General features: G+C 64.7%; 22 protein-coding genes and 2 pseudogenes. 8 read left to right on the top strand and 16 right to left on the bottom strand.

The window, feature by feature from the left end; genetic code table 11:
• Nucleotides 1–26: 26 nt before the first annotated feature.
• The gene (gene acnB, locus L3N39_RS09540; protein WP_237257103.1) at nucleotides 27–2,636 is read left to right on the top strand and encodes a bifunctional aconitate hydratase 2/2-methylisocitrate dehydratase; all 2,610 of its coding nucleotides are present in this window, start codon (nucleotides 27–29) and stop codon (nucleotides 2,634–2,636) included.
• A gap of 213 nt (nucleotides 2,637–2,849) precedes the next feature.
• On the opposite strand, the gene L3N39_RS09535 is transcribed toward acnB, so the two are convergent.
• From L3N39_RS09535 to ppsA, 7 genes are all read right to left on the bottom strand, one after another.
• Nucleotides 2,850–3,839, bottom strand: a complete 990-nt coding sequence (locus tag L3N39_RS09535; RefSeq protein WP_237257102.1) for an OmpA family protein — start codon at nucleotides 3,837–3,839, stop codon at nucleotides 2,850–2,852.
• A gap of 98 nt (nucleotides 3,840–3,937) precedes the next feature.
• Nucleotides 3,938–4,528 carry an RNA polymerase sigma factor SigX gene (sigX, locus tag L3N39_RS09530; RefSeq protein ID WP_237257101.1) on the bottom strand — a complete coding sequence of 197 codons (591 nt, stop codon included), beginning with the start codon at nucleotides 4,526–4,528 and terminating at the stop codon, nucleotides 3,938–3,940.
• A 78-nt stretch (nucleotides 4,529–4,606) separates the two neighbouring features.
• On the bottom strand, nucleotides 4,607–5,431 hold the full coding sequence (locus L3N39_RS09525) for a mechanosensitive ion channel family protein (RefSeq protein WP_237257100.1): 825 nt from the start codon (nucleotides 5,429–5,431) through the stop codon (nucleotides 4,607–4,609).
• 2 nt (nucleotides 5,432–5,433) lie between these two features.
• On the bottom strand, nucleotides 5,434–5,676 hold the full coding sequence (locus tag L3N39_RS09520; protein ID WP_237257099.1) for a CrfX protein: 243 nt from the start codon (nucleotides 5,674–5,676) through the stop codon (nucleotides 5,434–5,436).
• A 54-nt stretch (nucleotides 5,677–5,730) separates the two neighbouring features.
• Nucleotides 5,731–6,717: a zinc transporter ZntB gene (locus L3N39_RS09515; protein ID WP_237257098.1), complete on the bottom strand. Its 987-nt coding sequence runs from the start codon at nucleotides 6,715–6,717 to the stop codon at nucleotides 5,731–5,733.
• 70 nt (nucleotides 6,718–6,787) lie between these two features.
• A complete protein-coding gene (rraA, locus tag L3N39_RS09510; RefSeq protein ID WP_237257097.1) occupies nucleotides 6,788–7,276 on the bottom strand; it encodes a ribonuclease E activity regulator RraA in 489 nt (162 codons plus the stop codon).
• 131 nt (nucleotides 7,277–7,407) lie between these two features.
• Nucleotides 7,408–9,777, bottom strand: a complete 2,370-nt coding sequence (gene ppsA, locus L3N39_RS09505) for a phosphoenolpyruvate synthase (protein ID WP_237257096.1) — start codon at nucleotides 9,775–9,777, stop codon at nucleotides 7,408–7,410.
• 156 nt (nucleotides 9,778–9,933) lie between these two features.
• Here ppsA and ppsR point away from each other — a divergent pair, with 156 nt between their 5' ends.
• The gene (gene ppsR / locus L3N39_RS09500) at nucleotides 9,934–10,752 is read left to right on the top strand and encodes a posphoenolpyruvate synthetase regulatory kinase/phosphorylase PpsR (RefSeq protein ID WP_237257095.1); all 819 of its coding nucleotides are present in this window, start codon (nucleotides 9,934–9,936) and stop codon (nucleotides 10,750–10,752) included.
• Between the two features lie 70 nt (nucleotides 10,753–10,822).
• On the opposite strand, the gene prpF is transcribed toward ppsR, so the two are convergent.
• From prpF to L3N39_RS09475, 5 genes are all read right to left on the bottom strand, one after another.
• Nucleotides 10,823–12,010: a 2-methylaconitate cis-trans isomerase PrpF gene (gene prpF / locus L3N39_RS09495; RefSeq protein ID WP_237257094.1), complete on the bottom strand. Its 1,188-nt coding sequence runs from the start codon at nucleotides 12,008–12,010 to the stop codon at nucleotides 10,823–10,825.
• Between the two features lie 106 nt (nucleotides 12,011–12,116).
• Entirely contained in the window at nucleotides 12,117–14,720 is a 2,604-nt protein-coding gene (gene acnD / locus L3N39_RS09490) for a Fe/S-dependent 2-methylisocitrate dehydratase AcnD (protein ID WP_237257093.1), read from the bottom strand.
• 77 nt (nucleotides 14,721–14,797) lie between these two features.
• Nucleotides 14,798–15,925, bottom strand: coding sequence for a bifunctional 2-methylcitrate synthase/citrate synthase (prpC, locus tag L3N39_RS09485; protein WP_237257092.1), 1,128 nt, complete (start codon nucleotides 15,923–15,925; stop codon nucleotides 14,798–14,800).
• A gap of 63 nt (nucleotides 15,926–15,988) precedes the next feature.
• Nucleotides 15,989–16,876, bottom strand: a complete 888-nt coding sequence (prpB, locus tag L3N39_RS09480) for a methylisocitrate lyase (RefSeq protein WP_213150665.1) — start codon at nucleotides 16,874–16,876, stop codon at nucleotides 15,989–15,991.
• Entirely contained in the window at nucleotides 16,873–17,598 is a 726-nt protein-coding gene (locus tag L3N39_RS09475; protein WP_237257414.1) for a GntR family transcriptional regulator, read from the bottom strand. Before L3N39_RS09475 ends, prpB begins: the two co-directional genes overlap by 4 nt.
• Before the next feature lie 254 nt (nucleotides 17,599–17,852).
• On the opposite strand from L3N39_RS09475, the gene L3N39_RS09470 reads away from it, so the two are divergent.
• From L3N39_RS09470 to pabB, 4 genes are read left to right on the top strand one after another with little or no spacing between them, the layout of a single operon-like run.
• Complete coding sequence (locus L3N39_RS09470) at nucleotides 17,853–18,389, top strand: retropepsin-like aspartic peptidase RloA (protein WP_237257091.1); 537 nt, start codon at nucleotides 17,853–17,855, stop codon at nucleotides 18,387–18,389.
• 5 nt (nucleotides 18,390–18,394) lie between these two features.
• The gene (locus L3N39_RS09465; RefSeq protein ID WP_237257090.1) at nucleotides 18,395–19,918 is read left to right on the top strand and encodes an osmotic stress tolerance membrane protein RloB; all 1,524 of its coding nucleotides are present in this window, start codon (nucleotides 18,395–18,397) and stop codon (nucleotides 19,916–19,918) included.
• Nucleotides 19,919–19,922: 4 nt separating this feature from the next.
• A complete protein-coding gene (locus L3N39_RS09460) occupies nucleotides 19,923–20,906 on the top strand; it encodes an alpha-L-glutamate ligase-like protein (protein WP_237257089.1) in 984 nt (327 codons plus the stop codon).
• 38 nt (nucleotides 20,907–20,944) lie between these two features.
• Complete coding sequence (gene pabB / locus L3N39_RS09455) at nucleotides 20,945–22,294, top strand: aminodeoxychorismate synthase component I (RefSeq protein ID WP_237257088.1); 1,350 nt, start codon at nucleotides 20,945–20,947, stop codon at nucleotides 22,292–22,294.
• Nucleotides 22,295–22,347: 53 nt separating this feature from the next.
• Here pabB and thrH read toward each other — a convergent pair whose 3' ends face one another.
• Complete coding sequence (gene thrH / locus L3N39_RS09450; RefSeq protein ID WP_237257087.1) at nucleotides 22,348–22,965, bottom strand: bifunctional phosphoserine phosphatase/homoserine phosphotransferase ThrH; 618 nt, start codon at nucleotides 22,963–22,965, stop codon at nucleotides 22,348–22,350.
• 188 nt (nucleotides 22,966–23,153) lie between these two features.
• On the opposite strand from thrH, the gene L3N39_RS09445 reads away from it, so the two are divergent.
• Entirely contained in the window at nucleotides 23,154–23,891 is a 738-nt protein-coding gene (locus tag L3N39_RS09445) for a phosphoadenylyl-sulfate reductase (protein ID WP_237257086.1), read from the top strand.
• A 16-nt stretch (nucleotides 23,892–23,907) separates the two neighbouring features.
• Here L3N39_RS09445 and cysB read toward each other — a convergent pair whose 3' ends face one another.
• Nucleotides 23,908–24,882, bottom strand: coding sequence for an HTH-type transcriptional regulator CysB (gene cysB, locus L3N39_RS09440; protein WP_237257085.1), 975 nt, complete (start codon nucleotides 24,880–24,882; stop codon nucleotides 23,908–23,910).
• 109 nt (nucleotides 24,883–24,991) lie between these two features.
• Nucleotides 24,992–25,135: a hypothetical protein gene (locus L3N39_RS09435; RefSeq protein WP_237257084.1), complete on the bottom strand. Its 144-nt coding sequence runs from the start codon at nucleotides 25,133–25,135 to the stop codon at nucleotides 24,992–24,994.
• 58 nt (nucleotides 25,136–25,193) lie between these two features.
• Between L3N39_RS09435 and L3N39_RS18995 the strand changes: the two are divergent.
• Nucleotides 25,194–25,392 (top strand): annotated as a pseudogene (locus L3N39_RS18995) (hypothetical protein); the annotation flags it as partial.
• Between the two features lie 133 nt (nucleotides 25,393–25,525).
• Here L3N39_RS18995 and L3N39_RS09425 read toward each other — a convergent pair.
• A pseudogene (locus tag L3N39_RS09425) lies at nucleotides 25,526–25,629 on the bottom strand (nitrous oxide reductase accessory protein NosL); the annotation flags it as partial.

Genomic DNA, 25,629 nt, shown 5'->3' with positions numbered 1-25,629 from the left:
AGGGACCAATGATGAGGGTAAAAACTGTGCTTGAAGCCTATCGCAAACACGTAGAAGAGCGTGCCGCCCAGGGCGTCGTGCCCCAGCCGCTGAATGCCGAGCAGACCGCCGGCCTGGTCGAGCTGCTGAAGAACCCGCCGGCAGGCGAAGAAGAATTTCTGGTCGACCTGATCACCAACCGCGTCCCCGCGGGTGTTGACGAAGCCGCCTACGTCAAGGCCGGCTTCCTGACCGCCATCGCCAAGGGCGAAGCCACCTCTCCGCTGATCAGCAAGGCCCGCGCCGTCGAGCTGCTGGGCACCATGCAGGGCGGCTACAATATCGCCACCCTGGTCGAGCTGCTGGACAACGCCGAGCTGGCCGGCACTGCCGCCGAACAGCTCAAGCACACCCTGCTAATGTTCGACGCCTTCCATGACGTCGCCGAGCGCGCCAAGAACGGCAACGAAGCCGCCAAGGCCGTGCTGCAGTCCTGGGCCGAAGGCGAGTGGTTCCTGGCCAAGCCGGCCGTCCCGGAAAAGATCACCCTGACCGTGTTCAAGGTTCCGGGCGAAACCAACACCGACGACCTGTCCCCCGCTCCGGACGCCTGGTCGCGCCCCGACATCCCGCTGCACGCCCTGGCCATGCTGAAGATGGCCCGCGACGGCATCGAGCCGGTGCAGCCGGGCGTGGTTGGCCCGCTGCAGCAGATCGAAGCCGTCAAGGCCAAGGGCTTCCCGGTTGCCTATGTCGGCGACGTGGTCGGCACCGGTTCTTCGCGCAAGTCCGCCACCAACTCGGTGCTGTGGTTCTTCGGCGACGACATCCCCTTCGTTCCGAACAAGCGCGCCGGTGGCTTCTGCTTCGGCACCAAGATCGCCCCGATCTTCTACAACACCATGGAAGACGCCGGCGCCCTGCCGATCGAATTCGACTGCACCAACCTGGGCATGGGCGACGTCATCGACGTATACCCGACCAAGGGCGAAGTGCGCCGTCATGACAGCGACGAGCTGGTCACCACCTTCGCACTGAAGACCGACGTGCTGCTGGACGAAGTCCGCGCCGGCGGCCGCATCCCGCTGATCATCGGCCGCGGCCTGACCGAGAAGGCCCGTGCCGAACTCGGCCTGGAGCCGTCCACCCTGTTCAAGAAGCCGGTTGCTCCGGCCGACAGCGGCAAGGGCTTCTCCCTCGCCCAGAAGATGGTCGGTCGCGCCTGCGGCCTGCCGGAAGGCCAGGGCGTGCGCCCGGGCACCTACTGCGAGCCGAAGATGACCACCGTCGGCTCCCAGGACACCACCGGCCCGATGACCCGCGACGAGCTGAAGGACCTGGCCTGCCTGGGCTTCTCCGCCGACCTGGTGATGCAGTCCTTCTGCCACACCGCGGCCTATCCGAAGCCGATCGACGTCAACACCCACCACACCCTGCCGGACTTCATCATGACCCGCGGCGGTGTATCCCTGCGTCCGGGCGACGGCATCATCCACAGCTGGCTGAACCGCATGCTGCTGCCCGATACCGTCGGTACCGGTGGCGACTCGCACACCCGCTTCCCGATCGGCATCTCCTTCCCGGCCGGTTCCGGCCTGGTCGCCTTCGCCGCAGCCACCGGCGTCATGCCGCTGGACATGCCGGAGTCGGTACTGGTGCGCTTCAAGGGCGAAATGCAGCCGGGCATCACCCTGCGTGACCTGGTCCATGCCATCCCCTACTACGCCATCCAGGCTGGCCTGCTGACCGTCGAGAAGAAGGGCAAGAAGAACATCTTCTCCGGCCGCATCCTCGAGATCGAAGGCCTGAACAACCTGACCGTCGAGCAGGCGTTCGAGCTGTCCGACGCCTCGGCCGAGCGTTCGGCTGCCGGCTGCACCATCAAGCTGCCGGAAGAGTCGATCGCCGAGTACCTGAAGTCCAACATCACCCTGCTGCGCTGGATGATCAGCGAAGGCTACGGCGATGCCCGCACCCTGGAGCGTCGCGCCCAGGCGATGGAAGCCTGGCTGGCCAACCCGCAACTGCTGGAAGCCGACAAGGACGCCGAGTACGCCGCGGTCATCGAAATCGACCTGGCCGAAGTCAAGGAGCCGGTGCTCTGCGCACCGAACGATCCGGACGACGCCCGCCTGCTGTCCACCGTCGCCGGCGACAAGATCGACGAGGTGTTCATCGGTTCCTGCATGACCAACATCGGTCACTTCCGCGCCGCCGGCAAGCTGCTGGACAAGGTCAAGGGCGGCATTCCGACCCGCCTGTGGCTGGCCCCGCCGACCAAGATGGACGCCCACCAGCTGACCGAGGAGGGCTACTACGGCATCTACGGCAAGGCTGGCGCGCGCATGGAAATGCCGGGCTGCTCGCTGTGCATGGGTAACCAGGCTCGTGTACAGACCGGTTCGACCGTGGTTTCGACCTCGACCCGTAACTTCCCGAACCGCCTGGGCGACGCGACCAACGTCTACCTGGCTTCGGCCGAGCTGGCTGCCGTGGCTTCCATCCTTGGCAAGCTGCCGACCGTCGAGGAGTACATGGAGTACGCGAAGAACATCGACAGCATGGCTGCCGATATCTACCGCTACCTGTCCTTCGACCAGATCGCCGAGTTCCGCGAAGCCGCGGAGAAGGCCAAGATCGCGGTCGTAGAGGTCTGAGCCGACAGGTTCGCCCCGCTTCGGCGGGGCGATTCCTGGCTCTCTGGCGCCCCGCACAGGCAACCCTGTGCGGGGCGTTTTGTTTTCCGAGCATCGGCACCGGGCGACCCAGCTCCCGGCCGCAGAAACGAAAACGCCCGTGTCCTGGGACACGGGCGCTCTGTGCTCTCGATGACCCGGCGCAAGGCCGGGTCATCGAAACAGCGGCAGGTCTTACTGGACCTGAGCTTCTACTTCGGCTTCTACGCGACGGTTGATCTGACGACCCTGCTCGGTGGCATTGTCGGCGACCGGACGGCTCTCACCGTAGCCAACCGAGTCCACGCGATTGCCTTCGACGCCGTACTGGTTGACCAGCACTTCACGGACGGCCTGGGCGCGACGCTCGGACAGACGCTGGTTGTACTGGTCGGTACCCACCGAGTCGGTGTGACCTTCGACGGTGGTGCTGGTCTGCGGATACTGCTGCATGAAGTCAGCCAGGTTCTTGATGTCGGCGTAGCTTTCCTCGCGGACACGGGACTTGTCGAAGTCAAACTTGACGTCCAGCTCGACACGCACGACTTCCGGAGCCGGCTCCGGCTCATTGTCGACGATCGGGGCCGGGGCCGGCTCCGGGGTCGGCTCGACGGCCGCGACCTGTTGGCGGGCACCGCCACCGAAGTTGACACCGACACCTACACCGGCCATCCACTCGCTCTCGCCGGCGTCGATGTTGTGCATGCCGTCGACGCTCGCCTTGGCGAACAGGTTCTCGGTGAAGTAGTACTTCAGGCCCGCACCGATGTTGGCGAAGGTGCTGTGGTCACGACCGCTGCGCGCAGCCTGGCCGATGCTCTGGTGGGCGAGGCCGGCGGAAACGTAGGGACGCAGGCCGACGCCGGGCTGGCCGAAGTGATAGGCCGCGTCGAGGGAGGTCAGGCTGCCCTTGATGTCCTTGTGGCTGCCGTTGACCGGATCGTCCGAGGTGACGTCGTGGTATTCGCCATACGACAGGCCGAGAGAGACGTCGTCGGTCAGGAAGTAGCTGGCGCCGGCGCCGTACAGTTCGCCTTCATCTTCGAAGCCGCGCGAGCTGTCGGAGAAATAGTGCTTGCCGAAGCCTTCCAGTTCGACCGCGCCCTGCCCCTGGGCGAATGCGCCGAAGGAAGTGGCTGCGACGACGGAACCAATGACAACGCCCAAGGTGTTTTTCAGTTTCATCCGTAAATCCCCATCTGGTGGTTTGAGTCAGAACAATCAAGGAGACCGGCTGTCGTTTACCCTAGCTGTTCGCTAGTGCTTAAGACAGCAAATCACGGCTAAGTTTCGGAAGGTTCCGAAAAATTCTGCCGCAACTTATCCAATGCGCGCTTGTAGCGCATCTTCGTCGCGCTCAGACCCATGTGCATGATATCGGCAATTTCTTGGAATTCGAGTTCTGCGACAAAACGCAGCACGAGTATCTCGCGATCGATTGGATTCACATGTACCAACCATCTATCCAACCCGCCCTTCTCTTCGAGCTTCGGCGCCTTCTCCTCGGACGCCTCTTCCACGGGATCCAGGCTAAGCGCATCGAGCAAGCGCCGTTTGCGTCGCTCCTTGCGGTATTGGGTGATGCACTCGTTATAGGTAATGCTATATAGCCAAGTCTTGAACTTCGATTTTCCTTCGAAGGTCTTGAGGCCGTACAGCACTTTCAACATCACTTCCTGACATACATCATCTGCATCGCGATCATTTCCCAGATAACGGGCGCAGACATTGAACAAGGTGCGCTGGTAGCGCCGCATCAACTCTTCGTATGCGCGGGTTATATGAAACAGCTCGGCACGCGCCCGCTCGACCAGCTCTTCATCGGTGAGCTCGCGAGGGTTGTAGCGCGCGGAGGTCGAGTGGGGTTTAGTCAAGACGCTTCGAGCCGGCAGCCTGCCAGGGCCGCCAATCAGATGCTGGAAAATGGCGGCATAGTTTACCAGAGAACCAGGTCAGCGACTGCTTACCCGCTGCTCCAGCAACACCTTGTTGGCCACCGAGGCGAGCTCGCCGTCGTCGAGCAGCAGCAGCGTCTTGACCGTGCCGATCTCCTCGATTTCGCCCTCGAGATCGCCCAGGCGCACGCGCTGGCCCACCTCGTACAGCTCGCGCACGTAGATGCCCGCCAGGATCTGGCCGACCAGTTCACGACTGCCGAGACCGACCGCCAGGGCCACCGCCAGGCCGAAGGTGATCAGCACGATGGCGATGACGTAATTGAGCAGCTCGGTCTTGACTTCCAGTTGCCCGACGGCGACCGAGATACCGATGATGATCACCAGGCCTTGGGCTACACGTGCCAGGCCGTGCGCATAATCGATCCCCACGCCTTCGGCCGCACCGCGGACCAGACCGCTCACCAACTGCGCCAGGAGCATGCCGACCAGCAGGATCAGTGCGGCACCGAGCACCTTCGGCACGTACAGGGCGAGCACATCGAGGGTCGAGGAGACCCGCTCCAGGCCCAGCGATTCGGCAGCCGAAACGAGGAAGATCAGCAGGACGAACCAATAAACGATCTTGCCCACCAGCGTCGACACTGGCACGCGGATGCCGGCACGGCCGAGCAGCTTGGTCAGCCCGGTACCGGCCATCAGGCGATCCAGACCTATCTTCGCCAGCACTTTCGACAGCAGCGTATCGAGCAGCTTGGCGACCACGAAGCCCAGCAGGACCACCACCAGCGCGCCGAACAAGCGAGGGATGAAGGCCGCCACCGAGCCCCACAGCGAGCTCATGGCGGACAGCAGGCTTTGAGTCCAGGGATCGAATTCCATGATCAGTCGACCTTATCGAAAGAAGAAGTGGATGAACGACGGCGGCTGACCGGCGCGACATGCCCCGCCCCGCTGTTGAGTGCGATCAACAGCGCCTGCGCACAGCGGCCGAACAGGCCGAACAGATCCCCGGCGCCGACCTGGCGATTCGCCGTCTTGAGCACCCGCCCGAGGCTGGCGCCGTCATCGTGCGCGGAAGACTGGTTGAGCAGGTCGCGCAGGGATTCTTCGAAGGGATCGTGCATGAATACCTCACGGGATATGTCGCCTAGACGGCCTGCTTGCCAGCCTGGTCACATTTACAGCCAGCGCAGGCGGCGAAACAGCCACCATTGGAACACCGCGATCGAGGCGATCAGGCCGCAGGCGATGGCGAATCCGTAGGGATTCTCGGCGCCCGGCATGCCACCGACGTTGATGCCCAGCAGGCCCGTGAGGAAGCTCATGGGCAGGAAGAAGCCGGTGATGATACCCAGCAGGTACATGGTCCGGTTCATGCGTTCGCTGAGTCGCCGCTGCTCCGCCTCGAGCACGAGGTTGATGCGCTCGCGCACTAGGTCGAGCTCTTCCAGGTAGCGCACCAGCCGGTTGCTCAGCTCGTTCCAGTAGTCGGTATCGTCTTCGACGAACCAGCTCAGGCGATTGCGCGCCAGCTGCGCATAGATCTCGCGCTGGGGCAGCAGAAAGCGCCGCAGGCTGGCCGCGCGGCGCCGCAGCGACAGCATGTCGTCGTGCTCGGGCCGGTAGCGCTCGTCCAACTCGAGCCGCTCCTCCTCGCTATCGACATGCTCGGCGAAATCGGCGACCAGGTCGTCGACGCGGTCGGTCATCGCATCGGCGAGATAGACCAGTACTTCCGAAGCCGCTCGCGGCCCGCGGCCTTCCTCCAGCAAACGGATGACTGTCTCGGTGGAGCGCAGCGGACGCAGGCGCAGCGAGATGACCCGCTGCCGGTCGGCGAATATGCGCAGCGAGATCATGTCCTCCGGCGCCGCGTCAGGGTTGAGGTTGACCCCGCGCAGGAACAGCAGCAGTTGCTCGTCGGACAACGGCAGCAGGCGCGGCCGCGTGTTTTCCTCGAGCAGCACGTCGCAGGCGAACTCGCTCAGCCCGCTGCGCTCGCGCAACCAGCGCTGCGCACCCGGATGGCTGCGGTCCCAGTGCAGCCAGAGGCTTTCACCTTCGCCCAGGGCCAGCTCCGCCAGCTGGGCAAAGCCGATCGAACGCGCCCCGCCGCGGCCATCGAGCACGAACGCATGCACCAAGCCCTGTAGATCGTCCTGCACCACGGAATGTGTCCTCTTCAGATGCGAAAAGCCCGGCAGAGCCGGGCCGGTTCGAACAGATGTCCGCTGCTTATTCGGGCATCTTCAGCGCCTGGGGAGAAACGATGATGCCGTTGTTGTCGGCATACACATACTCGCCGGGACGGAAGGTCACGCCGCAGAAGGTCACCGCGACGTTGAGGTCGCCGATGCCGCGCTTGTCGGTCTTCATCGGATGGCTGGCGAGTGCCTGCACGCCGAGATCGGTCTGCGCCAGCACATCGACGTCACGCACGCAGCCGTAGATCACCAGGCCTTCCCAGCCGTTGCGGGCGGCCTTCTCGGCCAGCATGTCACCCAGCAGCGCGCGACGCAGCGAACCACCGCCGTCGACCACCAGCACCTTGCCGGAGCCGTCGGTGTCGACCTGCTCCTTGACCAGCGAGTTGTCCTCGAAGCACTTGATGGTGACGATCTGGCCACCGAAGGAATCCCGCCCACCGAAGTTGCTGAAGATCGGCTCGACAACCTGGACCAGCTCGGGATAGGCGTCGCACAGATCGGGGGTGACGTATTGCATGAAGAAGCTCCTTTTGCGGGTAAAGCCCTTGTCGGATCGCGCCATGCGGCATCGAGAACGCTGCGACAACCGCGATCGCCGCCGCGACGGCAGAAAAACGACAGGGCGGAAAACCGCCCTGTCGATCACGCTCAGATGTTGCCTTCTGCGAGGAAGAACCAGGTATCGAGCACCGAATCGGGATTCAGCGAAACGCTCTCGATGCCCTGCTCCATCAGCCACTTGGCCAGGTCCGGATGGTCGGACGGGCCCTGGCCGCAGATGCCGATGTACTTGCCGGCCTTGTTGCACGCCTGGATGGCGTTGGCCAGCAGCTTCTTGACCGCCGGATTACGCTCGTCGAACAGGTGCGCGATGATGCCCGAGTCACGGTCCAGGCCGAGGGTCAGCTGGGTCATGTCGTTCGAGCCGATGGAGAAGCCGTCGAAATACTCGAGGAACTCGTCGGCCAGCAGCGCATTGGACGGCAGCTCGCACATCATGATCACGCGCAGGCCGTTCTCGCCGCGCTTGAGGCCGTACTGGGCGAGCAGGTCGACCACCTGCGAGGCTTCGCCCAGGGTGCGCACGAAGGGCACCATCAGCTCGACGTTGGTCAGGCCCATCACGTCGCGAACCTTCTTCATCGCCCGGCATTCCAGCTCGAAGCAGTCGCGGAAGGAATCGCTGATGTAGCGCGACGCGCCGCGGAAGCCGAGCATCGGGTTCTCTTCCTCGGGCTCGTACAGCTTGCCGCCGATCAGGTTGGCATACTCGTTGGACTTGAAGTCCGACAGCCGCACGATGACCTTCTTCGGCCAGAACGCCGCGGCCAGGGTACTGACGCCCTCGACCAGCTTCTCGACGTAGAAGTCGACCGGATCGCCGTAGCCGGCGATGCGCTTCTCGACACTGTTCTTCACATCGGCGGGCAGACCGTCGAAGTTCAGCAGTGCCTTGGGGTGCACGCCGATCATGCGGTTGATGATGAATTCAAGGCGCGCCAGGCCGACACCCTCGTTGGGCAGGTGGGCGAAATCGAAGGCGCGGTCCGGGTTGCCGACGTTCATCATGATCTTGAACGGCAGTTCCGGCATGGCGTCGATAGAGTTCTGGCGGATGTCGAAGCCCAGCTCGCCGTCGAAGATCAGGCCGGTATCGCCCTCGGCGCAGGACACGGTCACGCGCTGGCCGTCCTTCAACAGCTCGGTGGCGTTGCCGCAGCCCACCACCGCCGGAATGCCCAGCTCACGGGCGATGATCGCCGCGTGGCAGGTGCGCCCGCCGCGGTTGGTGACGATCGCGCTGGCGCGCTTCATCACCGGCTCCCAGTCCGGGTCGGTCATGTCGGAGACCAGCACGTCGCCCGGCTGGACCTTGTCCATCTCGCTGACGTCGTGGATGACCTTGACCGGGCCGGCGCCGATGCGCTGGCCGATGGCACGGCCCTCGACCAGCACGGTGCCCTTTTCCTTCAGCAGGTAGCGCTCCATCACGTTGGCGCTGCTGCGGCTCTTCACGGTTTCCGGACGCGCCTGGACGATGTACAGCTTGCCGTCGTCACCGTCCTTGGCCCACTCGATGTCCATCGGGCGGCCGTAGTGCTTCTCGATGATCATCGCCTGCTTGGCAAGGTTGGTGACCTCCTCGTCGCTCAGGCAGAAGCGCGCGCGATCGGCGGCGTCGACTTCCACGGTCTTGACCGACTTGCCGGCCTTGGCTTCGTCGCCATAGACCATCTTGATCGCCTTGCTGCCCAGGTTGCGACGCAGGATCGCCGGGCGACCGGCCTCCAGGGTCTGCTTGTGCACGTAGAACTCGTCCGGGTTGACCGCGCCCTGCACCACGGTCTCGCCCAGGCCGTAGGCGCCGGTGACGAACACCACGTCACGGAAGCCGGACTCGGTATCGAGGGTGAACATCACGCCGGCGGTGCCGGTCTCCGAACGCACCATGCGCTGCACGCCGGCGGACAGGGCAACCAACTTGTGGTCGAAGCCCTGGTGCACGCGGTAGGCGATGGCACGGTCGTTGAACAGCGAAGCGAAGACTTCCTTGGCCGCGCGGATCACGTTGTCCACGCCACGGATGTTGAGAAAGGTCTCCTGCTGGCCGGCGAAGGAGGCGTCCGGCAGGTCTTCGGCGGTAGCCGAGGAGCGCACGGCGACGGCCATGTGGTCGTTGCCATTGGCCATCTCGGCGAAGGCCTTGCGGATGTCGGCATCGAGCTGGGCAGGGAATTCGGCGTCCATGACCCACTGGCGGATCTGTGCACCGGCCTTGGCCAGGGCGTTGACGTCATCCACGTCCAGCGAATCGAGCACTTCGTGGATACGGTCGTTCAGTCCGCTCTGCTCGAGGAAGTCACGATAGGCCTGAGCAGTGGTGGCGAAACCGCCCGGTACGCTGACCCCGGCACCGGCGAGGTTGCTGATCATCTCGCCCAGGGAGGCGTTCTTGCCCCCTACCCGCTCAACATCATGGTTGCCGAGCTTATCGAGGGAAACTACGTACTCTACCAAGGTGATCTCTCCACTTTGTGTTGAAAACCCAACCGGAACCACTCCGTGCGGCGGTGGCCTGGCCCTGCGAAATAAGTGACAATGCCCGCCATTCCAGCCCGCGAAAACGGGCCAATCATACAGCTGAGAACCGTTCCTGACTAAGGCCCTGGGTACATGAAACGAACCGCTTTCTTCATTTCCGACGGTACCGGTATCACGGCAGAAACCCTGGGCCAGAGTCTGCTGGCGCAGTTCGAGAACATCAGCTTCACCAAGCTCACGCGCCCGTACATAGATACCGCAGAAAAAGCGCGGGCAATGGTACAGCAAATCAATAATGCAGCGGAAAAGGACGGCGCCCGGCCGATCATCTTCGACACGCTGGTCAACCAGGAAATCCGGGACATTCTGGCCGAATCCAATGGCTTCATGATCGACATCTTCTCGTCGTTCCTCGCTCCGCTCGAACACGAGCTCATGTCGCGTTCGTCCTATTCCGTTGGCAAATCCCACTCCATCAGCCACAACACCAACTACATGGAGCGCATCGAGGCGGTCAACTTCGCCCTCGACAACGATGACGGCGCCCGCACCCGCTACTACGACAAGGCCGACCTGATCCTGGTCGGGGTTTCCCGCTGCGGCAAGACGCCGACCTGCCTGTACATGGCCATGCAGTATGGCATCCGCGCGGCCAATTACCCGCTGACCGAGGACGACATGGAACGCCTGCAGCTGCCGACCGCCCTCAAGGCGTACAAGGACAAGCTGTTCGGCCTGACCATCGACCCCGACCGCCTCGCCGCGATCCGCAACGAGCGCAAGCCCAACAGCCGCTACGCCAGCTTCGCCCAGTGCGAGTTCGAGGTCCGCGAGGTCGAGAACCTGTTCCGCCGGGAGAACATCGCCTACATCAATTCCACCCATTTCTCGGTGGAGGAGATTTCAGCGAAGATCCTGGTCGAGAAAGGCGTCGAGCGCCGGCTCAAATAATCGCCGCTTCGCTAGACAACAAAAAGTCCGCTTCGTGCGGACTTTTTGTTGGATTGCTGTCGCGACGCCCTCAGAAGCTGTCGCCGGGCACGCGCACCACGCCTTCCATCAGGATCCGCGCACTGCGGCTCATGATCGCCTTGGTGACCGTCCACTCGCCGTCGACCAGCTTCGCCTCGGCCCCGACCCTTAGCGTGCCGGAGGGATGGCCGAAGCGCACCGCCTCCCGCTCGCCGCCGCCGGCCGCCTGGTTGACCAGGGTGCCGGGCACGGCCGCGGCCGTACCGATGGCCACCGCGCAGGTGCCCATCATGGCGTGGTGCAGCTTGCCCATGGACAGCGCACGCACCAGCAGGTCCACCTCGCCGGCTTCGATCTGCTTGCCACTGGAGGCCTTGTAGTCCTTGGGCCTGGAGACGAAGGCGATCTTCGGCGTGTGCTGGCGAGTCGCGGCCTCCTCGGCCGTCTTGATCAGTCCCATGCGCAGCGCACCGGCGACGCGGATCTGCTCGAAACGCGCCAGTTGCGCCGGATCACCGTTGATATCCTCGCGCAGCTCGGTGCCCTGGTAACCGATGTCCTCGGCATTGACGAACACCGTGGGGATGCCGGCGCTGATCATGGTCGCCTTGAAGGTACCGACCCCAGGCACCTCGAGGTCGTCGACCAGGTTGCCGGTGGGGAACATCGAACCACCCTCCTCGCCATCGTCGGAGGGATCGAGGAATTCCAGCACGATCTCCGCGGCCGGGAAGGTCACGCCGTCCAGCTCGAAGTCGCCGGTTTCCTGCACCTGCCCGTCGCTGACCGGCACATGGGCGATGATAGTCTTGCCGATATTGGCCTGCCAGACGCGCACCACGCAGGTGCCGTTCTCGGGAATCCGCGCCGGATCGACCAGCCCGGCGTGGATGGCGAAGGCGCCGGCGGCGGTCGACAGATTGCCGCAGTTGCCGCTCCAGTCGACGAAGGGCTTGTCGATCGAGACCTGGCCGTAGAGGTAGTCGACGTCGTGGCCCGGCTGGCTGCTCTTCGACAGGATCACGCACTTTGAGGTCGACGAGGTGGCGCCACCCATTCCGTCGATATGCGCGGCGTAGGGGTCGGGGCTGCCGATGACGCGCATGAACAGCCTGTCGCGCGCCTCGCCCGGCACCTGGCAGCGCTCGGGCAGGTCCTGCAGACGGAAGAACACGCCCTTGCTGGTACCGCCACGCATGTAGGTGGCGGGAATCTTGATCTGGGGTTGCTGAGCCATGGGAGTCTCGTCCTCATGAGACCGCGCCGCCGGACGGCGACGCGGGAATGGAAATGCACGGACTGCCGGCCCGACCGGCTCGTGCGGACCGGGCCGGCAGGCTCGATCAGGCCTGGCCGAGGAAGTCCTTGGCGAAGCGCTGCAGCACGCCACCGGCCTGGTAGACGCTGACTTCGGCGGCGGTGTCGAGACGGCAGGTCACCGGCACGCGGGTCACTTCGCCGTTCTTGCGATGGATGACCAGGGTCAGGTCGCAGCGCGGCGACAGCGCGCCCTCGATGTCGTAGGTCTCGGTGCCGTCGAGGCCCAGCGTCAGGCGGGTGGTGCCCGGCTTGAACTCGACCGGCAGCACGCCCATGCCCACTAGGTTGGTGCGGTGGATGCGCTCGAAGCCTTCGGCGACGATCACTTCCACGCCGGCCAGGCGCACGCCCTTGGCCGCCCAGTCACGCGAGCTGCCCTGGCCGTAGTCGGCACCGGCGACGATGATCAGGTTCTGCTTGCGGTTCATGTAGGTTTCGATGGCTTCCCACATGCGCATGACCTGGCCTTCCGGCTCGACGCGGGCCAGCGAGCCCTTCTTCACCTTGCCGTCGACCACGGCCATTTCGTTGACCAGCTGCGGGTTGGCGAAGGTGGCGCGCTGGGCGGTCAGGTGGTCGCCGCGGTGGGTGGCGTAGGAGTTGAAGTCCTCCTCCGGCAGGCCCATCTTCGCCAGGTACTCACCAGCAGCCGAGTCCGCCAGGATGGCGTTGGACGGCGACAGGTGGTCGGTGGTGATGTTGTCCGGCAGAATCGCCAGCGGGCGCATGCCCTTGAGGGTACGCTCGCCGGCCAGCGCGCCTTCCCAGTACGGCGGGCGGCGGATGTAGGTGGACATCGGACGCCAGTCGTACAGCGGCGACTTGGCCTCTTCCACGGTGCCCAGATCGAACATCGGGATGTAGATCTGCTTGAACTGCTCGGGCTTCACCGAGGCGGCGACGATGGCGTCGATTTCCTCGTCGGACGGCCACAGGTCCTTCAGGGTGATCGGGTTGCCTTGACTGTCGGTGCCCAGCACGTCCTGCTCGATATCGAAGCGCACGGTACCGGCAATGGCGTAGGCGACCACCAGCGGAGGCGAAGCCAGGAAGGCCTGCTTGGCGTACGGGTGGATACGGCCGTCGAAGTTGCGGTTACCGCTCAATACGGCCGTGGCGTATAGGTCGCGGTCGATGATTTCCTGCTGGATCTTCGGATCCAGTGCACCGGACATGCCGTTGCAGGTGGTGCAGGCGTAGGCGACGATGCCGAAGCCCAGCTTTTCCAGCTCGGTGAGCAGGCCGGCTTCTTCCAGGTACAGCTTGGCCACTTTGGAGCCCGGGGCGAAGGAGGTCTTGACCCACGGCTTGCGCACCAGGCCCAGTACGTTGGCCTTCTTCGCCAGGAGGCCGGCAGCCACCACGTTGCGCGGGTTGGAGGTGTTGGTGCAACTGGTGATGGCGGCGATGATCACCGCGCCATCCGGCAGCAGGCCTTCGGCTTCCTCGGCACGGGCCGCGGCCAGCTTGGCCTCGTCGGCGATGCCGCGCTCGTGCAGGGCGGAAGTCGGCAGGCGCTTGTGCGGGTTGGACGGGCCGGCCATGTTGCGCACCACGCTGGACAGGTCGAACTCGAGCACGCGCTCGTATTCGGCACCTTCCAGGGCCGTCGCCCACAGGCCGGTTTCCTTGGCGTACTGCTCGACCAGCGCCACCTGCTCCGGCTCGCGGCCGGTCAGCTTGAGGTAGTCGATGGTCTGCTGGTCGATGTAGAACATCGCCGCGGTGGCGCCGTACTCCGGGCACATGTTGGAGATGGTGGCACGGTCGCCGATCGACAGGCTGTCGGCGCCCTCGCCGAAGAACTCGACGTAGGCACCCACCACGCGCTCCTTGCGCAGGAACTCGGTCAGCGCCAGCACGATGTCGGTGGCGGTGATGCCCGGCTGACGCTTGCCGGTAAGCTTGACGCCGACGATGTCGGGCAGGCGCATCATCGACGGATGGCCGAGCATCACGGTCTCGGCTTCCAGGCCGCCAACGCCGATGGCGATCACGCCGAGGGCATCGACGTGCGGGGTGTGCGAGTCGGTACCCACGCAGGTGTCCGGGAAGGCCACGCCGCCGCGGGCCTGGATCACCGGCGACATCTTCTCCAGGTTGATCTGGTGCATGATGCCGTTGCCGGCCGGGATCACGTCGACGTTCTTGAACGCGGTCTTGGTCCACTCGATGAAGTGGAAACGGTCTTCGTTGCGGCGGTCTTCGATGGCGCGGTTCTTCTCGAAGGCGTCCGGGTCGAAGCCCGGGGCCTCCACGGCCAGCGAGTGGTCGACGATCAGTTGGGTCGGCACCACCGGGTTGACCTTGGAGGGGTCGCCGCCCTGCTCGGCGATCGCATCGCGCAGTCCGGCCAGGTCGACCAGTGCGGTCTGGCCGAGGATGTCGTGGCAGACCACACGGGCCGGATACCAGGGGAAGTCCAGATCACGCTTGCGCTCGATGATCTGCTTGAGCGAGTCGGTCAGCATGGCCGGATCGCAGCGGCGCACCAGTTGCTCGGCCAGGACGCGCGAGGTGTAGGGCAAGGTGTCGTAGGCGCCAGGCTGGATGGCCTCGACCGCCGCGCGGGTGTCGAAGTAATCCAGCTGGGTGCCTGGCAGGTGTTTGCGATAGTCGGTGTTCATGCCGTAGGGACTCGATCGGTAATTTCGGGAATGACGCTAGTTAGAGGAGGGACGCCTGTCGGCGCCCCTTCCTGCTCTCAACGCTGAGCGAGCGGCACCACCTTGCGCTGCTCGACGCCGACATACTCGGCGCTCGGGCGGATGATGCGGTTGTTGGCACGCTGCTCGAACACATGGGCAGTCCAGCCCGTGACCCGCGAGCAGACGAAGATCGGGGTGAACAGCTTGGTCGGGATGCCCATGAAGTGGTAGGCCGACGCATGGTAGAAGTCGGCGTTGGGGAACAGCTTCTTCTGCTCCCACATGGTTTCGTCGACCGCCACCGAGACCGGGTAGAGCACGTTGTCGCCCACTTCCTCGGCGAGCTTCTTGGCCCACACCTTGATCACCTCGTTGCGCGGGTCGGACACCGAGTAGATCGCATGGCCGAAGCCCATGATCTTGTCCTTGCGCGCCAGCATGCCGAGGATGCCTTCGCGGGCTTCTTCCGGGCTCTTCCACTGCTCGATCATCTCCATTGCCGCTTCGTTGGCGCCGCCATGCAGCGGGCCGCGCAGCGAGCCGATGGCGCCGGTCACGCAGGAGTACAGATCCGACAGGGTCGAGGCGCAGACGCGCGCGGTAAAGGTGGAGGCGTTGAACTCGTGCTCTGCATAGAGGATCAGCGAGACGTTCATCACCCGCACGTGGGTTTCGTTGGGCTTCTTGCCGTGCAGCAGCGCCAGGAAGTGGCCGCCGATGGTTTCTTCGTCGCTGGTGCAGTTGATGCGCACGCCTTCGTGGCTGTAGCGGTACCAGTACACCATGATCGCCGGGAATGCCCCGAGCAGGCGGTCGGCCTTGTCGCGCTGCTGCTCGAAGCTCTCCTCCGGCTCGAGGTTGCCGAGCATCGAGCAGCCGGTACGCATCACGTCCATCGGGTGGGCGCTGGCCGGGATACGCTCCAGCACCTCTTTCAGCGCCTGTGGCAGGTCGCGCTGGGTCTGCAGCTTCTGCATGTAGGCCGACAGCTGCTCCTTGTTCGGCAGCTCACCGTACAGCAGCAGGTAGGCGACTTCCTCGAACAGGCAGTGTTCGGCCAGGTCGCGCACGTCATAGCCGCGGTAGGTCAGCCCGGCGCCTTCCTTGCCGACGGTGGAAAGAGAAGTCTGGCCGGCGATCTGTCCGCGCAGGCCTGCTCCGGTGAGTACTTTTGCTTCTGCCATTGCTACGTTCCTCGTCTTGGATTTCTTGTCGGAATCTGCTGGATGTTGCTCAGCGGGTTGCGATCAGCCTTTCTTCTGGGCGAACAGGGCGTCCAGATGCTGCTCGAAGGCGTGGTAGTTGATGCGATCGTAGAGCTCCATGCGGGTCTGCATGGTATCGATCACGTTCTTCTGGGTACCGTCGCGGCGCAGCGCGGTGTAGACGTTCTCGGCCGCCTTGTTCATGGCGCGGAAGGCCGACAGCGGATAGAGCACCAGGGAGACATCGACGCTGGCCAGCTCCTCGGTGGTATACAGCGGCGTCGCACCGAACTCGGTGATGTTGGCCAGGATCGGCGCCTTCACGCGATCGGCGAAGGTCTTGTACATCGCCAGCTCGGTGATCGCCTCGGGGAAGATCATGTCGGCACCGGCCTCGATGCAGGCAGCCGCGCGATCCAGCGCCGAGTTCAGGCCTTCGACGGCCAGCGCGTCGGTACGCGCCATGATCACGAAGCTGTCGTCGGTGCGGGCGTCGACGGCGGCCTTGATGCGGTCGACCATCTCCTGCTGCGAGACGATCTCCTTGTTCGGGCGGTGGCCGCAGCGCTTGGCGCCGACCTGGTCCTCGATGTGGATCGCCGCGGCGCCGAACTTGATCATCGACTTGACGGTACGCGCCACGTTGAACGCCGAGGAGCCGAAGCCGGTGTCGACATCGACCAGCAGCGGCAGGTCGCAGACATCGGTGATGCGGCGTACGTCGGTCAGCACGTCGTCCAGGCCGGTGATGCCCAGGTCCGGCAGCCCCAGCGAGCCAGCCGCCACACCACCGCCGGAGAGGTAGATGGCCTTGAAGCCGGCGCGCTTGGCCAGCAGCGCATGGTTGGCATTGATCGCGCCGACGACCTGCAGCGGATGTTCACTGGCCACGGCGTCACGGAAGCGTTGGCCGGCAGTTGGAAGAGTCATGCATTGCCCCTCTTGGATGGTGTCTTCTGTTCTTGCGCCGCCTGGTAGTGGCGCTCGATGTTGCGCTTGGAAGCCGCGATGTGCCGACGCATCAGCAGTTCGGCCAGTTCGCCGTCGCCATCGGCGATGGCGTCGAGAATGCGGTGATGCTCGGCGAAGGCCTGGTGCGGCCGGTTCGGCGTCGCCGAGAACTGGATCCGGTACATGCGCACCAGCTGATAGAGCTCGTCGCACAGCAGCTTGGCCAGGGTCCGGTTGCCGCTACCCTGGATGATCCGGTAGTGGAAGTCGAAGTCGCCTTCCTGCTGGTAGTAGCCCACGCCAGCCTGGAATGCCTCGTCGCGCTCGTGGGTGCTGAGCACGCGCCGCAGTTCGTCGATCTCCTGTGCGCTCATGCGCTCGGCGGCCAGGCGGCAGGCCATGCCCTCGAGGGATTCGCGGATCTCGTAGAGCTCGATCAGCTCGGCGTGGCTCAGCGAAACCACGCGCGCGCCCACATGCGGCACGCGCACCAGCAGCTTCTGCCCTTCAAGGCGGTGGATCGCTTCGCGCAACGGACCGCGGCTGATGCCGTAGGTCCGCGCCAGCTCGGGCTCGGAGATCTTGCTACCCGGCGCGATCTCCCCCTTGACGATGGCCGCCTGGATACGCCGGAAAACGTGCTCGGCCAGGGTTCCGCTGTCGGCATCCTGCAGGGCGGCAGTTGGTAGGGCATCCAGCATCATTGTCGACACTCGCTCTTGAAGTCAGGCAAAAATAGACCTCGCCGAACGAGCCGTCAACGCAACGCGAGACCAATTGTCGACAATATAACTAAAGTCTTAGCCCACACAGGGTTATGCCCGAGCCATGTCGCGGCCGCAAACCGCCATGCTAGAATGCCTGCCCTTCGCGGCCGCACCCGGTTTGGTGCTCGGCACAGCCTGGACGCGCCACCGACCCGTCACCAGACCTTCGCACCAGCGGATCCGGATCCATGAGAGCCCACGCCCTTCTACTATCGCTCTGCCTGTCAGTTCTGCCCCTTGCGGGCCACGCGGCGGAGCGCGCCATCTACGGCCTGAACGAGAAAGTCGCGATTCCCGAGTTCGACCTGGAGATCGCCGCCAAGCTCGACACCGGCGCGCAGACCGCCTCGCTCAGCGCGCGCGATATTCAGCGCTTCAAGAAGAACGGCGAACCCTGGGTGCGCTTCTACCTGGCGTTCGACACCGAGCATAGCCACCCCATCGAGCGCCCGCTGGTGCGGGTGAGCAAGATCAAGCGCCGCGCCGGCGACTTCGATCCGGAAGAAGAAAAGACCTACACCGCACGCCCGGTGATCGAGCTCGACCTGTGCATGGGCAAGGTCAAACGCAGCATTGAAATGAACCTCACCGACCGAAGCGCTTTCCAATACCCGATTCTGATTGGCTCCGACGCGCTCACCCGCTTCGGTGCGCTGGTCGATCCAAGCCGTACCTACATCGCCGGCAAGCCCGGCTGCACCAACGAATCCGACGCTGACGAGTAATACCCATGCGCTCACTTACCCTGCATCTGAAAGTCCTGATCTTCCTGCTCGTCGCCCTGGGTGTCTCGATCACGGCCTACCAGATCTTCGTGCTCGGCATTCCGGTCACCGAGGACGAAACCGACGACCTGTGGAACATCGACGCCAAGGTCGAATTCATCGCCAGCGCGCGCGAGCCGGTCAAGCTGCAGATGTTCGTGCCGCCGCTGAACCAGGAGTTCGTCAGCCTCAACGAGAGCTTCATCTCCAACAACTACGGTGTCAGCGTCAACCGTGTCGACGGCAACCGCCGCGTCACCTGGTCGGCGCGCCGCGCCAGTGGCAAGCAGACGCTCTACTACCGCCTGGTGCTGACCAAGCGCTACAGCGGCGAGCAGGCCAAGGCCAACGGGCCGATCTTCCGTGACAGCCTGCCGGTCGAAGGCGCCGAGAAGATCGCCGCCGAGGCACTACTGTCGCCGATCCGCCAGCACTCGGCGGACGTCGAGACCTTCATCAGCGAAGCCATCAAGCGGGTAAACAATGTCGAGGACGACAACGTCAAGCTGCTGCTCGGCGGCGACGCCAGCACGGCGAACAAGGCCGGTGTCATCGAGCTGCTGCTGTCCATCGCCCACGTGCCGATGGAGCGCGTGCACACCATCCGCCTGAGCGACGATCCGCAGAGCCCCGAGCTCTGGCTGCGCAGCTTCAACGGCGACCGCTGGCTGTACTTCAACCCGGAGACCGGCGAGCAGGGCCTGCCCAAGGACCGCCTGGTCTGGTGGACCGGCAACGACCCGCTGATGAACCTCGAGGGTGGCCGCAGCCCGCAGATCACCTTCACGCTGAACAACAGCGAGATGAATGCCATCCGCCTGGCCAAGCTGACCGACGAGAACACCGACGCCGACTTCCTCGAGTATTCGCTCTACGGCCTGCCGCTGCAGACCCAGCAGACCTACCAGATCATGATCATGATCCCGATCGGCGTGCTGGTGATCCTCATCCTGCGCAACCTTGGCGGCCTGCAGACCCTCGGCACCTTTACCCCGGTACTGATCGCCCTGGCCTTCCGCGAGACCCAGATCGGTTTCGGCATCATCCTGTTCACCCTGATCACCGCGCTGGGCCTGTCGCTGCGCTCGTACCTCGAGCATCTGAAGCTGCAGATGCTGCCGCGCCTGTCGGTGGTGTTGACCTTCGTCGTGGTGCTGATCGCGGTAATCAGCCTCCTGAGCCACAAGCTCGGCCTGGAGCGTGGACTGTCGGTCTCCCTGTTCCCGATGGTGATCCTGACCATGACCATCGAACGCCTGTCGATCACCTGGGAAGAACGTGGCGGCGGCCATGCCTTCAAGGTCGCGGTCGGCACGCTGATCGCCGCGAGCCTGGCCTTCATGCTGATGAACATCCAGGCGCTAACCTACTTCATCTTCACCTTCCCTGCGGTGCTGCTGATCATGGTGGGCTTCATGCTGGCGATGGGTCGCTATCGCGGCTATCGCCTGACCGAGCTGTTCCGTTTCAAAGCCTTCCTGAAGGATTGAGCCCATGTTCGGTCTGATCAAGACGTGGAAGGCCCTGGAAGCCAAGGGCATCATGGGCATCAACCGCCGCAACGCGGACTACGTGCTCAAGTACAACAAGCGCAGCCTGTACCCGATCGTCGACGACAAGATCATCACCAAGCAGCGCGCCATCGAGGCCGGCATCCATGTGCCGGAGATGTACGGGATCATCGAGACCGAGAAGGACATCGACAAGCTCAAGGACATCGTCAAGGACCACACCGATTTCGTCATCAAGCCGGCCCAGGGTGCCGGCGGCGACGGCATCCTGGTCATCGCCGATCGTTTCGAGGGCCGCTACAAGACGGTGTCCGGCAAGATCCTGTCCCACGAGGAGATCGAGCATCAGATCTCCAACATCCTCACCGGGCTCTACTCGCTCGGTGGGCATCGCGACCGTGCGCTGATCGAGTACCGCGTCACGCCCGACCCGATCTTCAAGAGCATCAGCTACGAAGGCGTGCCGGACATCCGCATCATCGTGCTGCTGGGCTACCCGGTGATGGCCATGCTGCGCCTGCCGACCCGGCAGTCCGGCGGCAAGGCCAACCTGCACCAGGGCGCCATCGGTGTCGGCGTCGACCTGGCCACCGGCATCACCCTGCGCGGCACCTGGCTGAACAACAAGATCACCAAGCATCCGGACACCACCAACGCGGTGGACGGCGTGCAGTTGCCCAACTGGGATGGCTTCATGAAGCTGGCCGCCGGTTGCTACGAGCTGTGCGGGCTGGGCTACATCGGCGTGGACATGGTCCTCGACGTCGACAAGGGCCCGCTGATCCTCGAGCTCAACGCCCGCCCCGGCCTGAACATTCAGATCGCCAACGACTGCGGGCTGACCCACCGGGCACAGGCCGTCGAGACGCGGGTCGCCGAGCTCAAGGCAAAAGGCATCCAGGAGACCGCCGAAGAACGCGTGCGTTTCTCGCAGGAGCTGTTCGGCCACGTCCAGCCACACGAATGAACGCAGCCGGGCCCGCGGGCCCGGGCCGCAGCCGATCCATGACCCTCTGCACACTCCATCCGCTACCCTACCAGGCCGACCCCGGCGACCGCTTCGGGCTGATCCGCAACGCGCCCGGCGCCGTGCTGCTCGACTCGGGGCGCCCCGAGGCGCAGCGTGGCCGTCATGACCTGTTCAGCGCCTGGCCGCTGCAGATCCTGCAACCGCAGACCGGCGAAGACGGATACGCCTTCTTCGCCAGGCTGCGCGCGGCGCTGGCCAGCCTTGGCCCGGCGCAGCTGCCGGCCGGGCTCGAACTGCCCTTCGCCGGCGGCCTGATCGGCCTGCTCGCCTACGATTTCGGCCGACGCCTGGAAGCCCTGCCGGAGCAGGCCGTGGACGACATCGGTGCCAGCGACTCGCGCTTCGGCCTGTACGCCTGGGCGCTGATCACCGACCACCAGGCCCGCACGTCCCAGTTGGTCTTCCACCCGACGCTGGCAGCCGCCGAGCGGGCGCGGCTGATCCGCCTGTTCGAGGGCGCCGCGGCTGCCCCGCAGCTGGGGTTCGAGCTCGGCGAGGCATTCGCCGCGGACCTGTCGGCCGCGCAATACCAGGCCGCGATCGAACGTATCCAGGCCTATATCCGCGCCGGCGACTGCTACCAGGTCAACTTTGCGCAGCGCTTCACGGCCGCCTACCGGGGCGACCCCTGGGCGGCCTATCGGGCCTTGCGCAAGGCTTGCCCCACCCCGTTCGCCGGCTTCGTCGCGCTGCCGGACGGCGCGGTCGCGAGCCTGTCACCCGAGCGTTTCCTTCACGTCTCGGCCAGGCAGGTCGAGACCCGCCCGATCAAGGGCACCCGCCGACGCATGCCGGAGCCCGCAGCCGATGCCGCTGCCGCCGCCGAACTGCTAGGCAGCGAGAAGGACCGCGCCGAGAACCTGATGATCGTCGACCTGCTGCGCAACGACTTGGGCCGCAGCTGCCGCGTCGGCAGCGTCGAAGTCCCCGAACTCTTCGCCCTGGAGAGCTACCCGAACGTCCATCACCTGGTCAGCGCCGTGCGCGGCGAGCTGGCCGAGGGCAAGGACGCGCTGGACCTGCTGGCCGGCAGCTTTCCCGGCGGCTCTATCACCGGTGCGCCGAAGATCCGCGCGATGCAAATCATCGACGAACTGGAGCCCAGCCGCCGCTCGGTCTACTGCGGCTCGCTGCTCTATCTGGATGTGCGCGGCGAGATGGACAGCTCGATCGCCATCCGCACGCTGTTGTTCAACAACGACCGCGCCTATTGCTGGGGCGGCGGCGGCATCGTCGCCGACTCCACCTGGCAGGCCGAATACCAGGAGTCGCAAGACAAGGTCGGCGTGCTCCTGCGCACGCTGGAAGCGACGTTGCGCGACTGATACGCGCAAAGAAAACGGCGCCCGAGGGCGCCGTTTTTCATGACCCGCCTGTCTCAGCGCGACAGCTTGCGGTTCGAGGCCTTGAGGAATTCGTCCTTGAGGTCTTCGTAGCTGTGCACCGCAGGGAACTGCGGGAACTCGCGGATCACGTTGTCCGGCGCATGGAACAGGATGCCGGCATGGGCCTCGGCGAGCATGGTGGTGTCGTTGTACGAATCACCGGCGGCGATCACCCGGTAGTACAGGCTCTTCAGCGCGATCACCGACTGGCGCTTGGGGTCCTTCTGGCGCAGCTGGTAATCCACCACGCGATCGGTCTCGTCGGTGATCAGGCGGTGGCAGAGCAGCGTCGGGAAGCCGAGCTGGCGCATCAGCGGCTGGGAGAATTCGTAGAAGGTGTCGGAGAGGATCACCACCTGGAAGCGCTCGCGCAGCCAGTCGACGAACTCCACCGCGCCGTCGAGCGGCTTGAGGGTGCCGATCACCTGCTGGATGTCCGACAGCTTCAGGCCGTGCTCGTCGAGGATGCGCAGGCGCTGCTTCATCAGCACGTCGTAGTCCGGGATGTCGCGCGTGGTCGCCCGGAGCGACTCGATCCCGGTGGCCTCGGCGAAGGCGATCCAGATTTCCGGAACCAGTACACCTTCCAGGTCGAGACAGGCTATTTCCACGGGACACTCCTCAAGCAGAAAAAATGGAAGGCGGCACTCTAGCGAGACCGGCGCGGCGAAGCAACGCGCCGCTTATATCCAAGATTCAGGGTACGGAGCGCCAAAGGTTATTTAGAAGCATAACCGCGCTTTGCTACCATCCCTCGCCCAGAGCGCCCGAGCGCCACCCAATCGAGGAAAGCCGCCTGATGAGTTCCAACCCCATCGACGTAGCCGCTCTGGCCGAGCGCTACGCCAGCAAGTCGCCGCAGGACGTTCTCAAGCTCGCCTTCGACCTGTTCGGCGACGATCTGTGGATCTCCTTCAGCGGCGCCGAGGATGTCGTGCTGGTCGACATGGCCTGGAAGCTGAACAAGAATGTGCGCGTCTTCAGCCTGGACACCGGCCGCCTGCACAGCGAGACCTATCGCTTCATCGAGCAGGTCCGCGAGCACTACGGCATCGCCATCGAGATCATGACGCCGGACCCTGCGCTGCTGCAGCCACTGGTCAACGAGAAGGGCCTGTTCAGCTTCTACCGCGACGGCCATGGCGAGTGTTGCGGCATCCGCAAGATCGAACCGCTGCGGCGCAAGCTCGCCGGCGTGCGCGCCTGGGCCACCGGCCAGCGCCGCGACCAGAGCCCGGGGACGCGCAGCCAAGTCGCGGTACTGGAGGTCGATGGCGCCTTCTCCACCGCCGAACGCACGCTGTACAAGTTCAACCCGCTGGCGCAGATGACCAGCGAGGAAGTCTGGGGCTACATCCGCATGCTGGAGGTGCCCTACAACCCGCTGCACGAGCGCGGTTTCATCAGTATCGGCTGCGAGCCCTGCACCCGGCCGGTACTGCCCAACCAGCACGAGCGCGAAGGTCGCTGGTGGTGGGAGGAAGCCACCCACAAGGAATGCGGCCTGCACGCCGGCAACCTGATCGCCAGGAGCTGACCGCCCGCCGCGCGGTTCAGTAGGTCGGCAGCTGGACGTGCTCGAAGAGCTCGTCCAGCTCCGCCTTGTTCCGGCACTGGATGGCCTTGTCCAGCATCTTGCGGTCCAGATGCGGCGCGAACTGCTGGATGAAATCGCACATGAAGCCACGCAGGAAGGTGCCACGCCGGAAACCTATCTTGGTGATGCTGGATTCGAACAGCTCGCTCGCATCGAGCACCACCAGGTCGGCGTCCTGCTGCGGGTCGACCGCCATCCGCGCGACGATGCCCACCCCCAGCCCGAGACGCACATAGGTCTTGATCACGTCGGCGTCGGCCGCGGTGAACACCACCTTGGGCGACAGGCCGCGATGGCCGAACGCCTCGTCCAGCTTCGAACGCCCGGTGAAACCGAACACATAGGTCACGATCGGATGCTCGACCAGCGCCTCGAGGGTCAGCTTGTCGAGCTTCGCCAGGGGGTGACCCTGCGGGACGATCACGCAACGGTTCCAGCGATAGCAAGGCATCATCACCAGGTCGCCGAACAGCTCCAGGCCCTCGGTGGCGATGGCGAAGTCCACGGTGCCGTCGGCGGCCATCTCGGCGATCTGCGTGGGCGTCCCCTGGTGCATGTGCAGGGACACGTCGGGGTACTGCTTGATGAAGGTGCTGATCACCTTGGGCAGCGCATAGCGCGCCTGGGTATGGGTGGTGGCGATGCTCAGCGTGCCCTTCTTCTCGTTGGAGAACTCCTGCGCGATCTGCTTGATGCTCTCGCACTTGCGCAGGATCTCCCCCGCCGTGGTGATGATCCGTTCGCCGGCGGGCGTCACGCGGGTGAGGTGCTTGCCACTGCGGGCGAACACTTCGACGCCCAGCTCGTCCTCCAGCAGCCGGATTTGCTTGCTGATTCCGGGCTGCGAGGTGAACAGGCTTTGTGCCGTTGCCGAGACGTTGAGGTCATGGTGCGCCACTTCCCAGATGTAGCGCAGTTGCTGAAGCTTCATAGATACCCCTCGAAGGCAAAGGCACCGCTGACTGGCGGTCGTGCTTATAACCGGAGGAATGATACAAGCGACAGCATAGACCGTGCTCTGATGTTTTTCCCGGCGCCACTCACGCCGACGCCGCATCGGGTCGGGCGCGGTTGGCCGTGTCGATGAACTTCAGCGCGCGGTCGAGCGTTTCGGTACGCGGCATGGCGAAATCCACCCCGGCCGCCAGGGCCAGCGGCGTCTCGTAGATCGCCTCGAGCTCCATGGCGTGCCGCTACTGGGACTCAGCTGGAGACGACCCGCGAGGCCCAGCCGGCGATCGGCTGCAGCTGATCCGTGGCCTGCGCGAGGCCAATGCTCGGGCCATCGAGGCGAGCCGCCTGCAAGGCCCGTTCGACGATAGCGAAGAACCCGCCCCGAAGGCTCGCCTGGCCCCCGCCGCACTCGAGAAGCTCGCCGATGCCGGCGCCTTGCGCGGCCTCGCCAGGCATCGCCACCGGGCGCTGGGCGGTCGCCGGCGTTCGTCATCGAAACGAGGCCAGACCTCGCGTCGGCGCTACCCCGCTCGCGATCTGCGCTGGGCACTGAAGATCGGCAGCCTCATCGCAACGCATCAGCGACTTGCTGGCGTCAATGCGGCGACAGATGTCCAGGATCACCCTTCGCCGTGCATGTCACCGTGCTGCATGCCCGCCGCTTCCTGCAGCAAGGCCTGGTCGATCTCCTCGAAGCGCAGCACCCGCCCACCGTGCTTGGCGG

This window comes from Pseudomonas oligotrophica (assembly GCF_021726475.1).
In the GTDB taxonomy this organism is placed as follows: Bacteria; Pseudomonadota; Gammaproteobacteria; order Pseudomonadales; family Pseudomonadaceae; genus Stutzerimonas; species Stutzerimonas oligotrophica.
Note: the sequence above shows the minus strand (reverse complement) of the source record. Positions and strands in the feature narration are given on the sequence as shown.